We start from the raw sequence: 17,364 nt of genomic DNA on the forward strand, positions 1-17,364 counted from the left end.
TCCGCGGGTTCAGGCAACCTTGACCGCAGCCATCACCTGTTCACATGCCGAGCGGACTTCCCCGACGGTGGGCGGCAATTCGTAGGCGTGCACGTGGCAGTATCCGCTGAGCCGGTACCACGACAGGACGAGCGCCTTCCCACCCTCGGTGTGGTCGAGGGATTTGAGGATCGCCAGTTTGGATTTCGTCGTCGCGTCCGGGACGGGTCCGACGAGTTCGGTGCAGCGCGCCTCGACGAGCGCCTCGGTGGCCTGCCGGGCGAGGAATGCCGCGAGTGTCGCGGAGTGGCTCGCCGAGTGTCCGGCCAGGATGGCGTCGGCCTGTGCCAGCAGCGCCGCCGCGGTGGTGTGCCCGTCGGCGCTCACGTCTTGCCCTCTCTCCGGAGGTCGTCGACGGTGCGTTCCAGTCGTTTGATGCTCTCCATGGTCAGATCGTCGGTGCCCTCGTGCACCGCCCCGCCGCAGAACCGCATCGTGGGTTCCCGATAGTCGCGGTAGGACTGCCAACCACCGATGCTGCGAGTCGCATCTCCGTAGAGGGCCAGCGCCACACGCGGTTTCGTCCGCAGGTGCTCGGACCACGTCGACTCCGAGGTCTCGGGGGCGACGCCGAGCCGCGCCTGCTTGCTGAAGTAGACCTGCTTGGCCGCCGATTCGACGGCAAGCCGGTAGAGGCCCGGAAGGGCTCTCTTCTTGACCTGATCGCTGACACCGTCGTCCTTGATCAGAGCGATGGCGTCGTCGACGTAGCGTGCTGCGGGCGTCGTGTTGGTGGTCACGGTGACCACCGAACCGGCAGATCGCCTGACGGACAACAGTTCCGCCGGGATCGAGGCGTTGCGGATCGCCGTCGGCAGGCGGTCGTCGTGGGAGAAGACGATCACCTGACGGTCTTTCGCGAGTTCTTCGAGTTCGCCGAGAAAACCTTCGATCTTGGCCGGATCCATGGCCTGGATCGGGTCGTCGAGGATCAGGAACCGAAACGGGCTCGCCTCCGCGGTGGCCCGCGGGATGAACAGCGCCAGGGCCAAGGCGTGCAGTTCGCCCTGGCTCATCACCGACATCGCGCCGAGTTGGTGATCGCCGATGGACCCGGTGACGTCGACTCGTCGGCGGTTGCCGGCACCGGTCAGGGAGACCGTGCCGAGGTCGACGTCGCTCTCTTGTCGAAGCCGCGCCCAGATGTCGCGGGTGCGCTCCACGATCGGAGCGAGTCGTCGGTCGCGCAAGGTTGCCGATGCGCGACGCAGCCATTCCAGGGCGTGGGTGGCTCGATTCTTCTGCGTGTCCGCACGCTCGGCTTTCCGTTGCTGCTCAACCCAACCGAGGATGTGTCCGGCCAGCGGTGCCCACGCGTCGTCGAGTTCGTCTGCGCGGGAACGGGATTGGTCGGTGACGGCGGTCGCCGCGTCCTGGATCTGCAGAAAGGCGGTGTCGACGTGGTCGGGCCACTCGGCCACGTCGGCGGGCAGCGCGCCCAGTGTTGATCGCGCGGCGGCATATCCGGTCAGCGCCGGCAAGTCCTCCCCGGCCGGTGCGGTCAAATCCGGCACCCTGGTGACCAGTCGTCGAATACCTTCTTGCGCTGAACGTTTAGCCTGTTGGAGGTTCTGATGCTGACCCAACAGCTGTGCCGATGCGGCGATCTCCTGCTGTGCCTGTTCGCGCCACTGCGCGTCGAGGGTCCCGTGCCCGCAGACCGGGCAGGTCTCGCCGTCGTGGTCGTGCTGCCAGTCGATCGCCGCCTGCAGCAGGTTGCTGCGTTGGGACAGGGCGTCGAATAGGCTTCCGGCGCTGTCGGCTTCGGCGGTCAGCGCCTCGCGGAGTTGGGTGGTCAGTGCGCCGACCTCGGCGATCGTGGGCAGTTCGACGGCGGCGATCTGGCGGAGCCTGCTCACCGTTTCTGCGGCCGCCGATCCGGTTCCGACCGCGGTGGCCTCGGCGTTGGCGGTCTTGAAGGGTCGGCGTTTGGTGAACGCGAGTACCTGTGCCGCCCGCGGGTCGTCGGAGGTCTCGAGGTGGGCACGCATCGCCTTGCGCGCCTGTTCCGCTGCTGTCGCAGGCTTCTTGAGTTCCTTGAGCACCGCAGCGAGGCGGGCTTCGGCGTCGTTGACCTGGTCGAGTGCCAGCAGCCGGTTGATGCGGTCGTAGAAGGCTGCCTGCCCCTCCTCGAACACGCCGCCGACTTCCTCGTAGGAGAGGATCGGTCGGTAGATGTCGAGTGGCTGAGTCCATCCGAGTCTGGCGACGTCGGTGGCCGGCTCGCCGTGTACCTGCGCCCAGAGTTTCGCGTCGTAGAGTCCGGCGCCGTCGTCCCAGGACGCGGCGACGATCAGGTCGGTGGCGTGCTTGCCGTCGTCGCGGACCAAGGCGAACCGCACGGTGACCGCGGCGTCGGTGTCCTGGTGGATGTTGCGCCAGGAGTCGCGCCAGTGCACGGACCGCTGCTTCCAGCGGTAACTGTCGCCGGTGAGCGCGAACTCGACGGCCTCGGCGAAACTCGATTTGCCCGAACCGTTGCGGCCACTGACGACGGTGATACCCGGAAAGGGGTTGAGCTCCAACGTCGATTCCGGGCCGATCCCCCGGAACCCCCGAGCCGTGACGGACCGGATATAGGCTGTCACCGGCGTCGTCTGCGCAGTGGCCACCGGTGCCGGCCGAGTCAGCTGGGGCGCATCATCACCTAACTGCGCGGTGAGTTCGTCATCGCTACGTAGTGCCGCGGCGACCATCAATGCGACATCCTCGTCGAGGTCGGGATCGTCCCCGATGAGGTCCCAGATCTCGCTCTCGACCGTGCTCGCGTCCACGTCGCACCTCTCCGTTGATGGCGGCCAATGCGTATCTTGGCAGATGCCACCGACGTGGGTGGCGAACGGCGCCTGACTACTGCAGTTGCGCGTCGTCCCCCATCACCGCACCTTCACGGCGAGGGTCGGCACCGCCGACCCAGCCGCTGGTGGGGTTGAGTCGCCACAGCGCGCTCAGGCCGCTGGACTGGTCGTCGACGGACACCTGCTCGCCGCGTTGCCGCAGGCCGGTCACCAACGGATCGGAGGCGCCGTCGTCGGCGGTGTTCACCAGTGGATGTTCGCCACCCACGTTGGACACCGGGGTGTTGGCCGAGCCGAAGTCGATCATCGACACCGCCTGTTGCGGGTTGAGTTGCCAATCGATCATCCCGACAAGGGTTTTGACGACGTACTGGATGATCGTCGAGCCGCCGGGTGAGCCGAGCGCACCGATGAGGGTGTAGGGGGCGCCGTTGGTGCCGGGTCGCATCACCAGCGTCGGGGCCATCGACGAGCGGGGGCGTTTGCCCGGTGACACCCGATTGGCCAGGAGTGCACCGGAGGTGTCGCGGGGTTGCGCGGAGAAGTCGGTGAGCTGGTTGTTGAGGATGAAGCCGTCGACCATGTGGAAGCTGCCGAACGCCGACTCGACCGTGGTGGTCATCGATGCGACGTTGCCGTAGCGGTCGGCGACGGTGATGTGGCTGGTGCCGTGCTCGGTGCCCGGGTAGGAGCCCAGCGGGACGTCGCCCAGGTCACCGGGTGGGGCCTACTAAGCTAAGCTAAATTAAGTACTGCCGCGAAGCGCGCTACTGACATCGGCAAGTGGCGTCGCCAAGGGTCCCGCGGCACAACTGTGTCGCAAGCGGCTACAGTCAGACCCGTGGACCAGACCCAGGGGCGCGAAGTTGACCATTCAGTAATCAATCGACTGAAGGGTTACGTCGCTCCCGCAGAATCCACACTCGCAGGTCACGAGCACGTTTTCTCCTCGGTAATCGCAGGACTCGAGGAGTTCGATGCCATTCGAGACGCCCATGGTAGCGCCACAGAAGTCTACGGCCTCTTGCTGAAGATACTGCCTACCAGTCTAGACCTTCTTTGCGCGAAGCAGTTCTTCCCCTCTTTCTCCCTCCTCCGGTCCAGCCAGGAACTTTCTCTCGCATATGCGTGGTTCTGGAATCAGCCTTTCGAAGCCCGGCGATGGTCTCGCGAGAATCGTCCAATTCCAACTACCACAATCCGCGAGCAGGCTGCTGGTATCTTCTCGACCCAGTTCCTACGACTCTCGAACATATTCACCGCAGATGTACGAGAGAATCCCGACGTGGTGAACGACCTACATTCGATCCAAAGCGAGGCGAGCGAAGAATTCAGAACCAGCTATTCGTACTGCTCAGACTTCCTTCACATGAACTCCTCAAGTGCAGAAACTATTCTGGAATCTGAGCTGAACCATACTTCCCCGCTAATTAGTGAATGGGTGAATTCGTGGCAATCGATCGTCAACGTGATCTCGATGTCGTTTCTGTTCGACGCATACCCAAGCCTTTCCCCCGATAATCCCAGTTGGGTTCAGGTTGTTGATGTCCTCGAAGACAAGTACTCACATCGACTATCTTGGCAAATGTTAAGAGGAAAGGAGTACCGAGTTGGCTAACAGGGATGTTAAACAAGTTGTTTACATACGAACGGAGGACATACCCCGAGATGAGCTCACCAAGCTCTTCTCCGAGCGTAGCGAAGAGCGGGAGAATCTCCAACTCCTTAAGAACAATATCCCATCGCTGCTGCGTGGATGCCGTGGCATGGGCAAGTCCTACCTACTCCGAATTGCCGAGCACGAGCAGCGCACAGATTGGAGCAATGCGCTCAAGTCGGAACGTTCCGATCGGCCATTCCCGGTTTACGTCTCCTTCGCCGATGCCGCCGTTGACTGCAATGATGGCGGCGACACAGCCATTTTTCGGAAGTGGATGATTCGCAGAATCGGCCATGCGATATATAGAGCCTTTCGGAAGGCTGGACTCATCGAAGGAACTAGCGGCGAGCCCGATTGGACTTCTATCGAGCAAATCAAAGAGCTGACTGAGGATCACTGCGAAAACCAGGAGCTATCCCGAGTCGCAGTCTACATTGACGAAGCCGCCCATGTATTCAATCCAGTTCGACAGTCCTCCTTCTTTTCACTTATGCGCGCCCTCCGCTCAAGCACAATCACAATCAACGCCGCCGTGTACCCAGGAGTCACCAACTACGGCCCAGAGTTTGAACTCGGCCACGACGCCCACGTGATTGATCTCGTGAAGGATATTGCCAGCGACGAGTACCTTGACTGGTGCAGAGAAATTCGAGACAAACAGTTGAGTGACTCAATCCGAAAGAAGCATTCTGCCGACGCAAATCTGGATAACTTTCACGCATTATGTTTTTCCGCATCCGGAAACCCGAGACTACTAGTGCAGCTCTTAGTGTCATCGAGCACAAACCCGATTAAAGATGGCTATAATCAGCTCCTTTCGCTGCATTCCAGCCTGGGAGACAAGTTCCCGGGCCGACGGGATCTTATCGATTGGGGGAGGATCTTCTTTGAAGACAAGATCGTAAAGGAAATGGTGCGGCAAAACAGGCTCGCAATCGACCTAGCTGCTCAGCCCCATTCTAGTGCTCACAGCCGATCCAAGCCACAGCGCTTCTTTGTCTGGGCAGATAGGCGTCGCTCGCCATCCGTTCGACTTGCGCTGGATATCTTGTGCTACAGCGGACTATTGTTTCAATATTCGTCGAATGTACGGACGAGACAGTCGGTCGGCGATCGCTACCTGGTGAACTTGGCATCCGTGTTTGGCGAGATCGACAAGAAGGACCGAAAGACTCTAGTTGATGTCGCGTTGCGCGACATGAACATTAAGCGGTGGATTGAGTTTCAAGCAAAGTCGCCATCGTTCACCGACTGCCCGGCAGTCGACTTCAGCGACGACTCACTGTCGCGTCCGGACATCTCCGCCCACCTCAAGCGAAGCATTGATGTACTTGAAATTTCCGATATCACGAAAGACAAACTGAAAAGCGCCGGATTTGGGACAATTCAAGAAGTGTTGGCTGCATCGGTGGACGACTTTAAGACACTGCACTACGTCGGAGAGAAGCGGGCAGATCTCGTTTACAACTCGGTCCGCGCTTCCTTGTATGAATACGTTACTTAGTTACCCATCGAGTGGTCAACGACGCGAATCGAGCGAACGAACAATCGACGCGACTACTAATTCCGGCGGATCATGCTCCCAGAATCTCAGAACCTCCCAGCCGAGACCCACAAGGGCATCAGTATTTCGACGATCGCGAAACTTATTCGCCTCAAGCTTCTCTCGCCACCAGTTTGAGTTGTTCTTGGGCGCTGTCGCATGGTCTGGGCATCCATGCCAGAAACACCCGTCGATGAAGACCACCAGCTTCGCACGCGTGAAAACAATGTCGCCCCGGCATCGCAGGGACGACTCGGGGCGGTAGTCCACACGGTAGCGTAGGCCTACCGCGTGCAATCGACGACGGATCTCCATCTCAACCTCAGTGTCACGACGGCGCTGAGATTTCATCCGTTGGCGGACGGTCTCGTCGAGAGGCTCCGGCTGCATCGGTCAGGTCACCATCGCTTCGATATGATCGGAGAGCGCTGATTTGAATTCCTCTCCTCCAGCGCGAAGGCGTGAGTTCGTGAATCTCTTGTAGAAACCCTGAGTAGCCTTCGCGGACAGAGGCTCCCACCGCTTCTTCACAAGCTCGCTGATTGACATCCGGTCGACGGCAAGAGGTGCCTCTGTGACTTCCCACGCTTGCCTCTCCCCGTTCACAGACGACGCGGCGCATGGCCATCGACCAACAGCATCCAGCGGACGCGCAACATCCAGGACCACACCTGGATTCACCAATCGATCCCCAACCCACTGGGCAACCGGAACTGTGACTGCATTCCCGACCATTTTCCACCGCTGGCCAGCAGTCACACTGCTCACGTCTGTCCACCGTGGAGTGAATCCCTGGAGTTGTTCTCCCACCTCGATGCGCGGTCGGACGATAGCATTCCCTGCTTGAGCCGTCTTCCGCCAAATCGCGGGTGGAGACGGAATCCCAAGTTTTGAGCCACCTTTGAGTGTTGGGACGATGTCGTTACCCCATCCAACACCGCGATTTCCTTCGGTCCAGTAGAAACCGTGAGCCTTGGGAGCTCTCAATTCTCGCGGGTCGTGACTATCGGCGAATAAGACTGTCCGTGGGTCGTTGTCGCGAGAAGCGACGATCAGCACACGTCGACGGCGCTGGGGTACCCCGAAGTATTGTGAATCAACTATCCGATACGCCCAGTTCCACCGATGCTCATCGAACCACTCGGTGATGACTCTGATCGGCTGACCCCCATGCAGACTCAGCATGTTGGTCACGTTCTCCAGCACGACCCACGATGGCTGAGCACCGTCGAGCAGGCGGAAGACCTCGCGGATCAGTCCCGATTCATGCCCACCAATTCCCGCGGCCTTTCCGACCTGACTGAGATCCGTGCAAGGAAAGCCGGCAGTCACCACATCGACCTTGGGTAGAGCCTGGAGAGCACAAATGTCGCCGACCACGGGAACGTCGAAGTGGCTCTTCAGCACCTCGACCGCGGGTCCCCAGTTCTCGCATAGCAACTTCGTAGTGAACCCCGACTGCGCGAGCCCAACTTCCAATCCACCGATTCCTGAGAAGAGGCCTACGACACGCATCCCGCCATCCTCGAGGATTCTTCTCGCAAACGCAACCAGGTCAGTAGTCAGCCAACTGTCCGTGTTCTCTCAACGTCTCCAACTGCCGAACCAACCCGTCGGACACCGCAGAGTCTCGACACAAGAGGCCACACTCGAGGTTGAGCTTGGCTGCCGCGACCGAAAAGTTCGCGCTGGTCACGAGCGCGGAGCTGCGGTCGACCACGACGACCTTGGCGTGTTGTTTGGGCATCCAGCCACCAGCAGTCTCGGGGGAGTACGTCCAGATTCGTGCGCCTTTGAGTGCGGCCGGTACGACACCACCGCTCTCGCTTTGCTTTGCGCGATCAAGAATCACCGTCACCGAGACCCCTCTTGCTATCGCGTTCGACAGCGCCTGTACGTACTCGGCTTTTGGCTGTGCCGTGTAGGTCGCGGCATAGATGGTCGACGATGCTTGATTGATGAGGTCTGCGACGGCCAGTGTGGTGCGTCCTTCGAGCCCAGGTACACCGGGTGCGGTCCACACCGCTTCGGGTGTGGTCGCACGAGGGACAGCAGCGATGCCTTCGAGCATGGCGGCCGCGTACTCGGGGTTACCAGTAGCGCCTACGAGGTCGCTCAAGAGGGTCTTGACTCTCGCCCGATGAGCGGGAAACGCCCGCTGCGCCGCGAGGTGCGGCAAGTGGCGCTGTCGTAGGACGGCTGCAACCGCGCTCGCTTCCTCGGGGGCAAGCAGTGCGCCGAGTTCGGCGACTGGCGTCACTTCCCAATCCCCACGACTGGAGACAGAAGACCAGGAGTCGCGATGTCTTTGTCAACAGGGAGTCCCAACAGCAGACGGCGGTCGAGGAATCTGTTTGTCCGCTCACAGCTTGTCTCGCTGACGAACAGGCAGAAGTGACACGCCGCGCCGTGAAGAAAGTCCTCCTGACCTCGAGGCCGACGGTGCGAGCACACTGGGTCGCTCGAGCATCGCCATCCCCTGCGCACCGCCTCCTGAACCAAGGGACCGAGGCGTTCCGGCCGACACAGATCAACGAGGCCACCGAGCGTTCCCTCGCTATCAGATGCAGTAGTCGTGATCAAGAGTCCCGCAGCCGCGGGGCGATCGTTGTCCTCTCGCCACGCGTAGATGCGCTCCGTCAAGCTAGCGGAACCGTAGCCACTAGACATCGCGGCTTCGCGAATGAGCAGATGCGACAAAGTGTGCAGCGCCCAGTAGCGAGGGGGCGGGAAGCGATCATCAGGGTCAATCGTGGAGTCGGCGGTCTTGCTCGTGCGGCGGCGGAAATTCACTCGGTGCGCGTTTCGGTAGGTCCTCCAGATCGGCAGTTGCATGACGCCTTCTTCCCATTGCCGCACGATGGCCTCGTCGAACTGGAGAAAGAATCCTTCGCCGCGATCCTCGGTGGCGGGAACCCACGTCGGCCGGCCATCTCGATTCAGAGGGGCGACTCTGCTGCGACTATCGTCGATTCGGTCAAGCGCATCAATTCTGGTGAACCCGACAAACGCGTTGACCTTCTTCAGCTTCTCGACACCCACCACATTGCTGACAACCGGCTCGAGGACTGCGGGAACGTCACGTCGGGTAGCGCGAAAGTCCGCGGCGCCACTGTGTTTCGTGTACTTGACTTCATCCGTGAGTACACGCCACTCGGGCAACAGAATTTCTGTCGGATCGGAGCTCGCTGAACCCTCTCGCCCTGCGACCTTGCCCTCCTTGATGATTTCCAGTGCGGTCCAGAGAGTTTCGTCATCAGCGGTCTCTAGCACGTCCGTTGCGGCAACGGCGGCCACCAGCGCCCGGAAGGCGGCTAGCGCATCCACACTTGAAGCGGTCGCGAGAATACTGACGGGAAGCGCTCCCAAGTGCGGCAACAGGTCTTCGGGTGATGCTGACTCTTCACGCGGGAGCGCCAGCAAGCCGACAGTTGATGCGAACCACTGGTTGGCGGCTCCGAGCATCATGAGTTTCCCGGGTTCATCGCACGGGTAGAAGGCGTCGAGGTGGGGGTGACGACCACGGCACATAGGGAGTTTGTCTCCTGCTTTCGGCCCTGTCGCCTCCAGCATTCCTCGGCGCGCGTCACAGTTGAGACACATGATCTGTACGTCAGGGCCGATGTTGCTTTTCCATTCACGCATGCGCAACTGCGGGATCTTTGCCTTCGGGCACACACTTCCTCGGTGAACCCAGGCGTCGTACGGAAACTCGTCGAGATGCCCTTTCCGACAAGCGATCATGTAGCGCGCGGGCACAGTCGGCTGGTCCTGCCCTTTGCGATTCTTGGTTCTGTTCTTGTCGGCGTCCCACCCTTTGCAATTCTTGTGGATGAATTGAGCCTTGTCGGGCCGATACCGCAACACATTCTTGAATTCAAAGACCTGATGATTGACGGGAGCGAGCCGGTTGCACCCCGTGCAACGCAACCATTGCGGGAACACCCGAGCAGGAATGCCGAGATCGATTCCGTCATCCCCGAAGCCGCTTTGGTCGTCTGGCGCCCACGGCGGCTTCCGTAGTTGGTCGACTTGACTCCCAAGGTGAGTCCGGACGAGATCTAGCAGGCGTGGTTCGACGATCACATCGACACCACCCTGCCGTCGATCGTAGTACCGTTGCCACGCATCGATGCCGTGCGGCATGACGGACAGATGAGGGAGGTCTACAGCGGACCCGATGCCAGAGGTGTAGAGCATAGCCGACGGACGAATCGCACCAACCTTGCTTCGATTCTTTGTCACCTTAGCTTCGATGTCGGCAATCGGGTCCAATTCTTTGCTTCCGACGCTGACCGGCTGGATCTCGTCTACATGGGACTCGGCGTCGCTCACTTGCTACCTCCATCAGAGAAAATCCATCGCGGCGCGCTCACCGGCTCACTGAACGCAAGCCCGTCATTCTTCGGACTAACGAGAAGGTTGAACTCCGGCTGTACCTCCCGCATTGAGTTCGCTACCATGAAAATCCGATCCGCCGGCGAGGCGAGCGCGCTCTCAGGACTGATCAGAAGAGGAAACTCAACGACGTCCTTACGCCTTCGTGAGTAGACAAGGGCGTCTTTATTCTCCTCCGATCTCCCGTACCATCGATCGATCCTCTGGAGGAGCTTCTGCCGGAGCCGATCAACTGTTTCGGAATTCGGCGCGGCCGACGTTGCTCGCGCGATGATCCGTTCCGCAAGACCGTTCGCCACAGGCATCTTCCGACGGATTTCTCCGGCCCCTGTCTCTGGTGAGAGCGAGTCGGCGGAAGGCTCGTCGACTACGCGTAGTGTGCTGACCAGCATGCCCGTTAGTCCGCGTTCCATCGCTGTTTCGGAGTACGGCGTGACACTGAGTGCCTCGACCTGAGCGTAGAACGTCTCGTGGTAGTGGCGGAAGGTCTCGAAGTGCGACATGTCCCGAGGACGCGACCAGTTCGCCAGAGAGACAACCAGACCTGGCTTGCGCGCGTCACGTCCTACACGAGAGGAGGCCTGAATGTACTCGGCAGTGTTCTTTGGTTGACCGACCACCATCATCAATCCGAGTCGTGGAACGTCGACGCCCACCTGAAGCATCGATGTTGCGAGCACGACGTCGTACGGTCGGGGCGGCGAGCTGGGCTCAGGTCTCTTCGCCTTCGCCGCAGCCGCCCAGGCTGCACCGTACTCCTTCTTTCCTTCGGTGGTCCATCGAGGTTGCTCGGGGCCACCCTTGTGCGCGAACCACGTTGACGTGAACGAGAGTGCGAGTCGGTCCAGAGTCCGTGAGATCTCCTCCGACGAGACACGCGCGGTGAGTTCGCCGGTTTCGAGGCGTGACCAGTCTGTCGTTCGGCGGGGAAACGGTTCGGTTCTTCCGGAAACGCGAGTGGTCACATCATCGTCGAGGTACCGCCTCATTCCTGCGAGTTCACGTGTGGCAGAGAAGTATCCGACAGTGGTCATGTAGGGATCCGCGGCATCGCCATGCTGATCAAGTAGTTTCTGTCCCGCGAGGAGGAGAACTTCGGACATACGAATCTCTGCGAGGGTAAGCCGAATTCCGTGTGCACAGATTCCTAAGTACTTCCGGCCCGGATCAGCGTCAGACAGCGACTTCTCTTGAGAGAAGTAGGTGTCTCGGACATCCAAAACCTGGGGCGGGAAGACCGCAACACCTCGTCCGTACAGCGCGGTGACCTGATTGAGGGCATTGCGGACGGTGGCGGTAGAGGCTACGACGAGTGGTCTGACGCCGCCGACAGCTGAACCGTACGAGCTCAGCACATCCACGGCGTTCTCGAAGACTCCTACTGCTGTGCCAAGCGCTCCGGTGATCAGATGGAGTTCATCCTGAATTATGAGATCTGGCGGACGGAGCCGCGAGACTTTTGACACTGCAACGGGTGGGTACTCTATGCCGCCCTCGCTCTTGCTCTTGTGTGACTGGCCTTTGCAGGCGCTCCGGGAATCGGGATGTCGGTAGCCGTGCCTTGGACACCGCTCGGACACATATCCGAAGAGACTCGCAGCCTCGCCTTCACGGGCGAGGCGAGCGAACTTGTCGACTGTTGCGAGCAGGAACGTTGGAGGGTTTCGGTAGAGTTCGTCGTCCACCGTCGTGATCGGAAGCGGTCCTGTATCCCCATCGATGCCAAATGGACAGTCGCCCTTTCTGTCTCCACAGAACACTTCAATCCGTTCGGTCGCGCCCACAGTGCGCAGATCCCGCTTTGGGTCAATCTTCGAGCCGCACCAAGGGCACCGCTGGAGTTGTAGGACGGTGAGTCCGTAAGTCTTTCCGGTGTCGCTGCGTGCGGTCTCGACCTGTTCTTTGGCCTCGGTGTATCGCTTGGGGCTGACGGCCGAGCCCACCCAGAGCCCGATGCTGAACGGACGGTCACCCCATGTCCCGCTGTCTTCCTGCCGAATCACCTCTGCGGCGCAAACCAATGCAGCTGCGCGCTGGAACTGCTGCGACGTCAGAAGGCGCAGCGTATAGCGCATGAGGACTGCGACGCCATCACCACCGTCGAGCGGGCCATCGGGAGTCTCGAGGATCCCCTGGAGTCTGCGGATCGCGAATGTGAACGCTGCGAGTCCCAGGTACGCTTCGGTCTTTCCACCTCCCGTGGGAAAGAACAGGAGCTCGACGTTCGCAGCGGCACCGCTCCGCGATTCATCGCTCGGATTGACCAGCGCCGGTAGCTGAAGCAGAACGAAGGCAAGTTGGAACGGCCTCCACGATGCCGCTTTGTCTCCGTCGGCTTCCACCTCGGCAACGGCATCGTTAATCGTGAGCTGTTGTCGTTCAGACCTTTTCGCTGCAACCTGTGATCGCATTCGCTGATCGCGCATCGCCCGGTTCATGAATCGAAAGGCCTCAAGCGCGTCTGCGCTCGCTCTGAGGACCCGCAAACCATTCTCCAGTCGGGTGACGACCAACGCGGCCTCACCTATTGCCTCATCCGCAGTGGTACGCAAGTGTGCCGGCAGAGTGTCCGCAATCGCCTCCTGCTTGCCGAGCCAGTCCTGGTATCCGTCGACCAGGGGGCGGAATGCCGCGTCGACCTCATCTGCGCGCAACGTCATCAGCCGTCGCATAGACGTAACCGCCGCACCAGCGTCACCGGCAATCGTCTGAGGAATCTCAGCAGTCGGTAGCCAGGATGTCTCCACCGATGTCGCGCACCGCAATGACACGCTTGGATCGAGCTTGTCGAAGCCTTCAGTCCACGTAACAGATGCAGTCCGCCCGATCGCGAACTCAAGCCTATGTCGATACTGCAGATCAAGTCGACGTCGTTCGTCGTCAGTTTCGTCGTAGCTGTCGTCGAGTACGTCCCGCGACGGCAGAAAGACCGCTTCGCCATTATTAGCTTGAACGTGAAGCTTGCTCTGGAACAACCAATCGGCCGGAGGTGCTTCCAGGCCAGTCACCTTGTCGTTGGAAAGCGCGAGTTCCACGATTATGCGATCGCCGTGCGGGAACAACTCGGCTCGGAGCGACACATCAGCATCGAGGAAGATCGGGTCGAACGTGGTGTGCTCACGATGACCTCGCACATCGATCTCAGCCAATCCCTCGAAGGGAACCCGCTTTGACCACTGCACCTTTCGACCGGACTCGTCCTCTCGCCGGAATGTCATGTAGCGACCCCACGAGGCCGTAACCGCGAGAACGCCGCATTCGCTGGGCACTTGGAAGCGCAGTCCCATAGATGACGGGTGAGTCAGAGCTCCCTTTGCCCCTTCATCCCGGTCCTCGTCAGCGTCGTACGACGGATCCTCATCTGTCCCGACCGGTACTCCGGACTGACCGTTGGAGATCGGGTCCTGGTCGGTCATTGCGACTCCAGTATCTGAGGGATCGCCACCACTGTCGTCAACGTCGGATTCAGTACCCGCCGCGGGGTCGATGGTCACCGGCGCCAAAGCCCCGACCATGTAGCGGCCTCTGGCAGTACCTCTTATCTCTTCCTCGGGCCCGTTGCGAGGACCTAGCAATTCACTCTCGATCAGCCCGACGAGTTCAGCCCTTACTACGGTAGATTTGCTCACAGTCATGAAATGCCAAGGTCCTGCCCACTCAATACTTCCAAGTTCCGTTCTTCACTTGCCCGCACGTGGTTGAGCTCAAGCAAACGCTCAACAATCGAGCCGCGCACTGAATCTGCGGGCATCCACCTTGTGCGACCTCGATACCTATAATGTCCATAACACAAGTCTAGGTCGCCCCAGCCGTACGATTCAATCACCGCCTTATCTAACGCAATTTGCGCCTCACGAATCTCTTGCAGTCCAGGGGCAATATCCCCCGGGTTATCAATCCGGTTGTAAAGATGTGTTACCGAGGGGGATTTTTCCAGCTCACCTAATACTGCACCGCTAAGTCTGCTTGCAGAGACTTCGATTGAGCGTTCACCTTCCGTTGGAAATACAAAAGTCCGAAGACATCGCGTCACCACGTAGGTGCTCGTGGCCCCCCTACCTGTTGTTGTTCTTTCGAACCACGAAAAATGTACCCCGGAATTCAGTACGCCAAAATGAGCCAAACTGTCTGTAGCCACGATAACTACCTTGTGGCTGTAAAGCGCCCTCGTATCAGTAGTCCTCAGAAAGACCGGAACCCGGGAATTTTCCGCGACCACCAAGAAGCTGCCGCATTCATTTGCGGCGGCAAATAACGGCTCACGCTTGTCCCAATGAGCCCAATAACGCGACTCGTGCACTTGACTTGTAATCGAATCGCGAACAGGCTTCACGGTCTCCCGCAAGCGCTTGGCAAGATGTGGGGCTGCCGCGAAGAGGTCTGCCTCCGTCTGAAAGCAATTCACGTCGATAGCGAGCTTGCCTGAGGGAGTGCCCCCGAGGAGCGACTTTCCGTTTACAAACGGCCTCAAGAAAGAACGCTCATTGCCACTCAGCTCGGATATGATCTTATCGTTAGTGCCAATCAGGAAGCCCTCGCCATATAAGTACACGCCACTACCCGCCATGAAACTAAGCCGCAGCTTATGCGCCGTTCTCACGTCGGCTTTCTGCCCATCAGACAGGCATCCATCGATAGTGTTGATTGTTACCCCATTCAACGTAGGATGGGCGTCCTCTTTCAGGGGAGCCTTTGATGCCCAAACGATTGCAGCACTAGTCGAAGCCTTACCGGGCCATTTGAATTCTGAAATCGCTCGGAATATAGTGCCTGAGTCGACGAGGACCTCCGTCGACATAGCTGCAGTGTCCCCCTGACCTACGCGATCTGACGCGATTAGCCCGATCACCCCCGACTCTATTCCAACCAATGCCCACGCTCTACGAATAAAATGTGCACAGATGTCTGCGGCGCCCTTACGTCCATCCAGATCCGACTTGCACCAAGCCTCGAAGCCTGCGCCGTATGCCGTAGAAATCTTCTTTCCTGACAGGAATGGCGGGTTACCGACGATTGCATCAAAGCCTCCCCCCTCTATGAGCACGTCCGGCACCTCGATTGACCAATGCAGTGGCTTCCACCGGTCATAATCGGTCTTTATCGTAGGCGTGAGTCCTGAGTCAATCCGACCACGTAGCGGACTCTGGTCCGGGTCGCTACCCCCGGTAGGAAACGCAGCTTGGACCTGCCACGACAACGTTCTGTAAGCGTCGTCCAACTGCCGACCCGGCTTACCACCCAGTGGAAGGCCGGCCGCGACAACACCATCGGCGATCAGCCGCAGATCATCGGTCACCTGACGGGACTGCTCAAGCAGGCGCTGTTTCGCGCGCGATGACCGCATCGGATCGTGTTCTTCGACCGGGCTTGCCAGTTCGTGCCGCAACCTAGTTGCCGTACGGATCTTGGCATCGATGTCTACGAACAGTTGCTCGTGCATTCTCGTTGGCTCAGGGTAGAGGTGGAAATAGCGTAACTGATCAAGATCGGTGACTCCCAGAAGCGAGTTACCGCAGAAGACCTTGTCATCGACGAACGAGAACGGCTGGGTCTTGTCCATCGACACCAGCCACAGAGACAACTTGCACATCTCTACAGCCAGTTGGTTGATGTCGGCACCGTACAAACAGCGCGAGATCACTTCACGCACTGCGCGTCTCTCGATATCGTCGGCGGGAGCAAATTCGGAGTCGGTGAGTATCCTCTCTTCGGTCCAGGCCTCGACAACCCGCTCACCCAGGTAACGCGCCGCCGCGACCAAGAAAGCGCCTGACCCCGCGGCGATATCCGCCACCTTGAGATCGAGGATCTCGGCGGATGACTTGAGCTTCCACTCCTTATCGTTGTTGGTCTGCAACGGTCCCGGGGCGTACACCAGCGGTTCGAGTGCGTGAAGGACCACCTCTTCCGCGAGAGAGCGGGGGGTGTAGTGCGCACCGGCGTTCTTACGTGAAGGTGTCTCCACAACGACGAGGCCACCCCGCGGGAAGACCATCGGTATATTCCGTAGGTCCCTGCGGATCACCTTGCCCCAGCTGATGAGGCTTTCGAGAAGTTGCGTGTCCCCACCGGCCACCGGTGTAAGAAGCCGCATCAACTCGGCGCGTTCGTCGGCCGTAGGCGGCGTCGCAATGAGCTTGGCGAGGGCTGCGGCCGTCTTGCTGGTGGCCGCCGGCTGGTTCTCCTTCACCCACTCTCTGATAGCTGCCGCCATCTTCCTCGGGTCTCCGGTGTTTGCGTCTCGAATGCGTTCGAGCACACCGAGCGGAATCTCGGGCTCTTCGCCGTCCTTGCCTACTAGGCCGAGGACTACATCGTCCTCCACATCGGCACTCGAGTAGCCGAGAAGTCCCTCGTAGATATAGCCGATTTGTTCAACGTCAATATCGCGGAAGGAGATTCGGCGCCTTTCGTCACCTGTGACGACAGTCTGAACAGACTCGAGGACATGCATCATCACCCGGTCCGACACCTTGAGTGCCAAGCCCCGCTTGTCCACGGCATGCATCCAAGGAAACCGGTTCGGGTCGAGGAGTGAACCGCCGTAGGCTGGCATTCGCATCTCGTCGTAGTTGACTCCCCCGTACAGGGCGTCACTGACGGCGAGAAGGCGGTGCCAGACGTCGTACGTCTCATCGAGCAACTCCTCACCATCCGTCGCCGCCGCTCTGAGGTCCGTCAGGAGATCTTTGATGGCGTACGAATCCCAGTACAACCGCTCCGTGGGGAGCATTTCACGTTCTTCAGCGAACAGCAGGAACACAATTCGCATCATCACGGTGACCGCCGCCTGATACACCTCATCAGGATTGGTTGGCAGCGGGTCGGCAGTACCGTCGCGACGTGCCTTGAGCCGCTCCTCCGAGAATGCCTGAATGAGCAACTCCACCGACTTACGGACCTGAGTACCCAGCTTCGCGGTGATC

Annotated in this window: 10 protein-coding genes and 1 pseudogene; 2 read left to right on the plus strand and 9 right to left on the minus strand. The window is 59.8% G+C overall.

All coding sequences use genetic code 11. The features are described 5' to 3' along the window. Positions 1 to 9: 9 nt before the first annotated feature. From ABLE92_RS15835 to ABLE92_RS15845, 3 genes and pseudogenes are all read right to left on the minus strand, one after another. Positions 10 to 366, minus strand: coding sequence for a hypothetical protein (locus ABLE92_RS15835; RefSeq protein WP_348805757.1), 357 nt, complete (start codon positions 364 to 366; stop codon positions 10 to 12). Further along, positions 363 to 2,813 carry an AAA family ATPase gene (locus ABLE92_RS15840; protein WP_348805758.1) on the minus strand — a complete coding sequence of 817 codons (2,451 nt, stop codon included), beginning with the start codon at positions 2,811 to 2,813 and terminating at the stop codon, positions 363 to 365. The genes ABLE92_RS15835 and ABLE92_RS15840 overlap by 4 nt, the downstream gene beginning before the upstream one ends. Positions 2,814 to 2,889: 76 nt before the next feature. Beyond that, a pseudogene (locus ABLE92_RS15845) lies at positions 2,890 to 3,564 on the minus strand (gamma-glutamyltransferase); the annotation flags it as partial. A gap of 114 nt (positions 3,565 to 3,678) precedes the next feature. Here ABLE92_RS15845 and ABLE92_RS15850 point away from each other — a divergent pair. Together ABLE92_RS15850 and ABLE92_RS15855 are read left to right on the plus strand one after the other, a co-directional pair. Further along, a complete protein-coding gene (locus ABLE92_RS15850; RefSeq protein ID WP_348805759.1) occupies positions 3,679 to 4,455 on the plus strand; it encodes a hypothetical protein in 777 nt (258 codons plus the stop codon). Between the two features lie 148 nt (positions 4,456 to 4,603). After that, positions 4,604 to 6,001: a helix-hairpin-helix domain-containing protein gene (locus ABLE92_RS15855; RefSeq protein WP_348805760.1), complete on the plus strand. Its 1,398-nt coding sequence runs from the start codon at positions 4,604 to 4,606 to the stop codon at positions 5,999 to 6,001. A gap of 15 nt (positions 6,002 to 6,016) precedes the next feature. Here ABLE92_RS15855 and ABLE92_RS15860 read toward each other — a convergent pair whose 3' ends face one another. The 6 genes from ABLE92_RS15860 to ABLE92_RS15885 are packed head-to-tail and all read right to left on the minus strand — an operon-like array spanning position 6,017 to position 17,327. Further along, positions 6,017 to 6,430 carry a very short patch repair endonuclease gene (locus tag ABLE92_RS15860; RefSeq protein WP_348805761.1) on the minus strand — a complete coding sequence of 138 codons (414 nt, stop codon included), beginning with the start codon at positions 6,428 to 6,430 and terminating at the stop codon, positions 6,017 to 6,019. Between the two features lie 3 nt (positions 6,431 to 6,433). Continuing rightward, entirely contained in the window at positions 6,434 to 7,555 is a 1,122-nt protein-coding gene (locus ABLE92_RS15865) for a DNA cytosine methyltransferase (RefSeq protein WP_348805762.1), read from the minus strand. A 40-nt stretch (positions 7,556 to 7,595) separates the two neighbouring features. After that, complete coding sequence (gene drmC / locus ABLE92_RS15870) at positions 7,596 to 8,300, minus strand: DISARM system phospholipase D-like protein DrmC (RefSeq protein WP_348805763.1); 705 nt, start codon at positions 8,298 to 8,300, stop codon at positions 7,596 to 7,598. Beyond that, positions 8,297 to 10,375 carry a DrmB family protein gene (drmB, locus tag ABLE92_RS15875; RefSeq protein ID WP_348805764.1) on the minus strand — a complete coding sequence of 693 codons (2,079 nt, stop codon included), beginning with the start codon at positions 10,373 to 10,375 and terminating at the stop codon, positions 8,297 to 8,299. The genes drmC and drmB overlap by 4 nt, the downstream gene beginning before the upstream one ends. After that, positions 10,372 to 14,073: a DISARM system helicase DrmA gene (gene drmA / locus ABLE92_RS15880; RefSeq protein WP_348805765.1), complete on the minus strand. Its 3,702-nt coding sequence runs from the start codon at positions 14,071 to 14,073 to the stop codon at positions 10,372 to 10,374. Before drmA ends, drmB begins: the two co-directional genes overlap by 4 nt. Then, positions 14,070 to 17,327, minus strand: coding sequence for an Eco57I restriction-modification methylase domain-containing protein (locus tag ABLE92_RS15885; protein WP_348805766.1), 3,258 nt, complete (start codon positions 17,325 to 17,327; stop codon positions 14,070 to 14,072). Before ABLE92_RS15885 ends, drmA begins: the two co-directional genes overlap by 4 nt. Positions 17,328 to 17,364: the final 37 nt, after the last annotated feature.

The sequence above is a fragment of the Gordonia oleivorans genome, assembly GCF_040044975.1.
GTDB classification, from domain to species: Bacteria; Actinomycetota; Actinomycetes; order Mycobacteriales; family Mycobacteriaceae; genus Gordonia; species Gordonia oleivorans.

Excerpts from the sequence above, each read along its gene's own strand:
- ABLE92_RS15865 (WP_348805762.1), bottom strand. The coding sequence starts at position 7,555 with ATGCGTGTCGTAGGCCTCTTCTCAGGAATCGGTGGATTGGAAGTTGGG.
- ABLE92_RS15860 (WP_348805761.1), bottom strand. The coding sequence starts at position 6,430 with ATGCAGCCGGAGCCTCTCGACGAGACCGTCCGCCAACGGATGAAATCT.
- drmA (WP_348805765.1), bottom strand. The coding sequence starts at position 14,073 with ATGACTGTGAGCAAATCTACCGTAGTAAGGGCTGAACTCGTCGGGCTG.
- ABLE92_RS15855 (WP_348805760.1), top strand. The coding sequence starts at position 4,604 with ATGGGCAAGTCCTACCTACTCCGAATTGCCGAGCACGAGCAGCGCACA.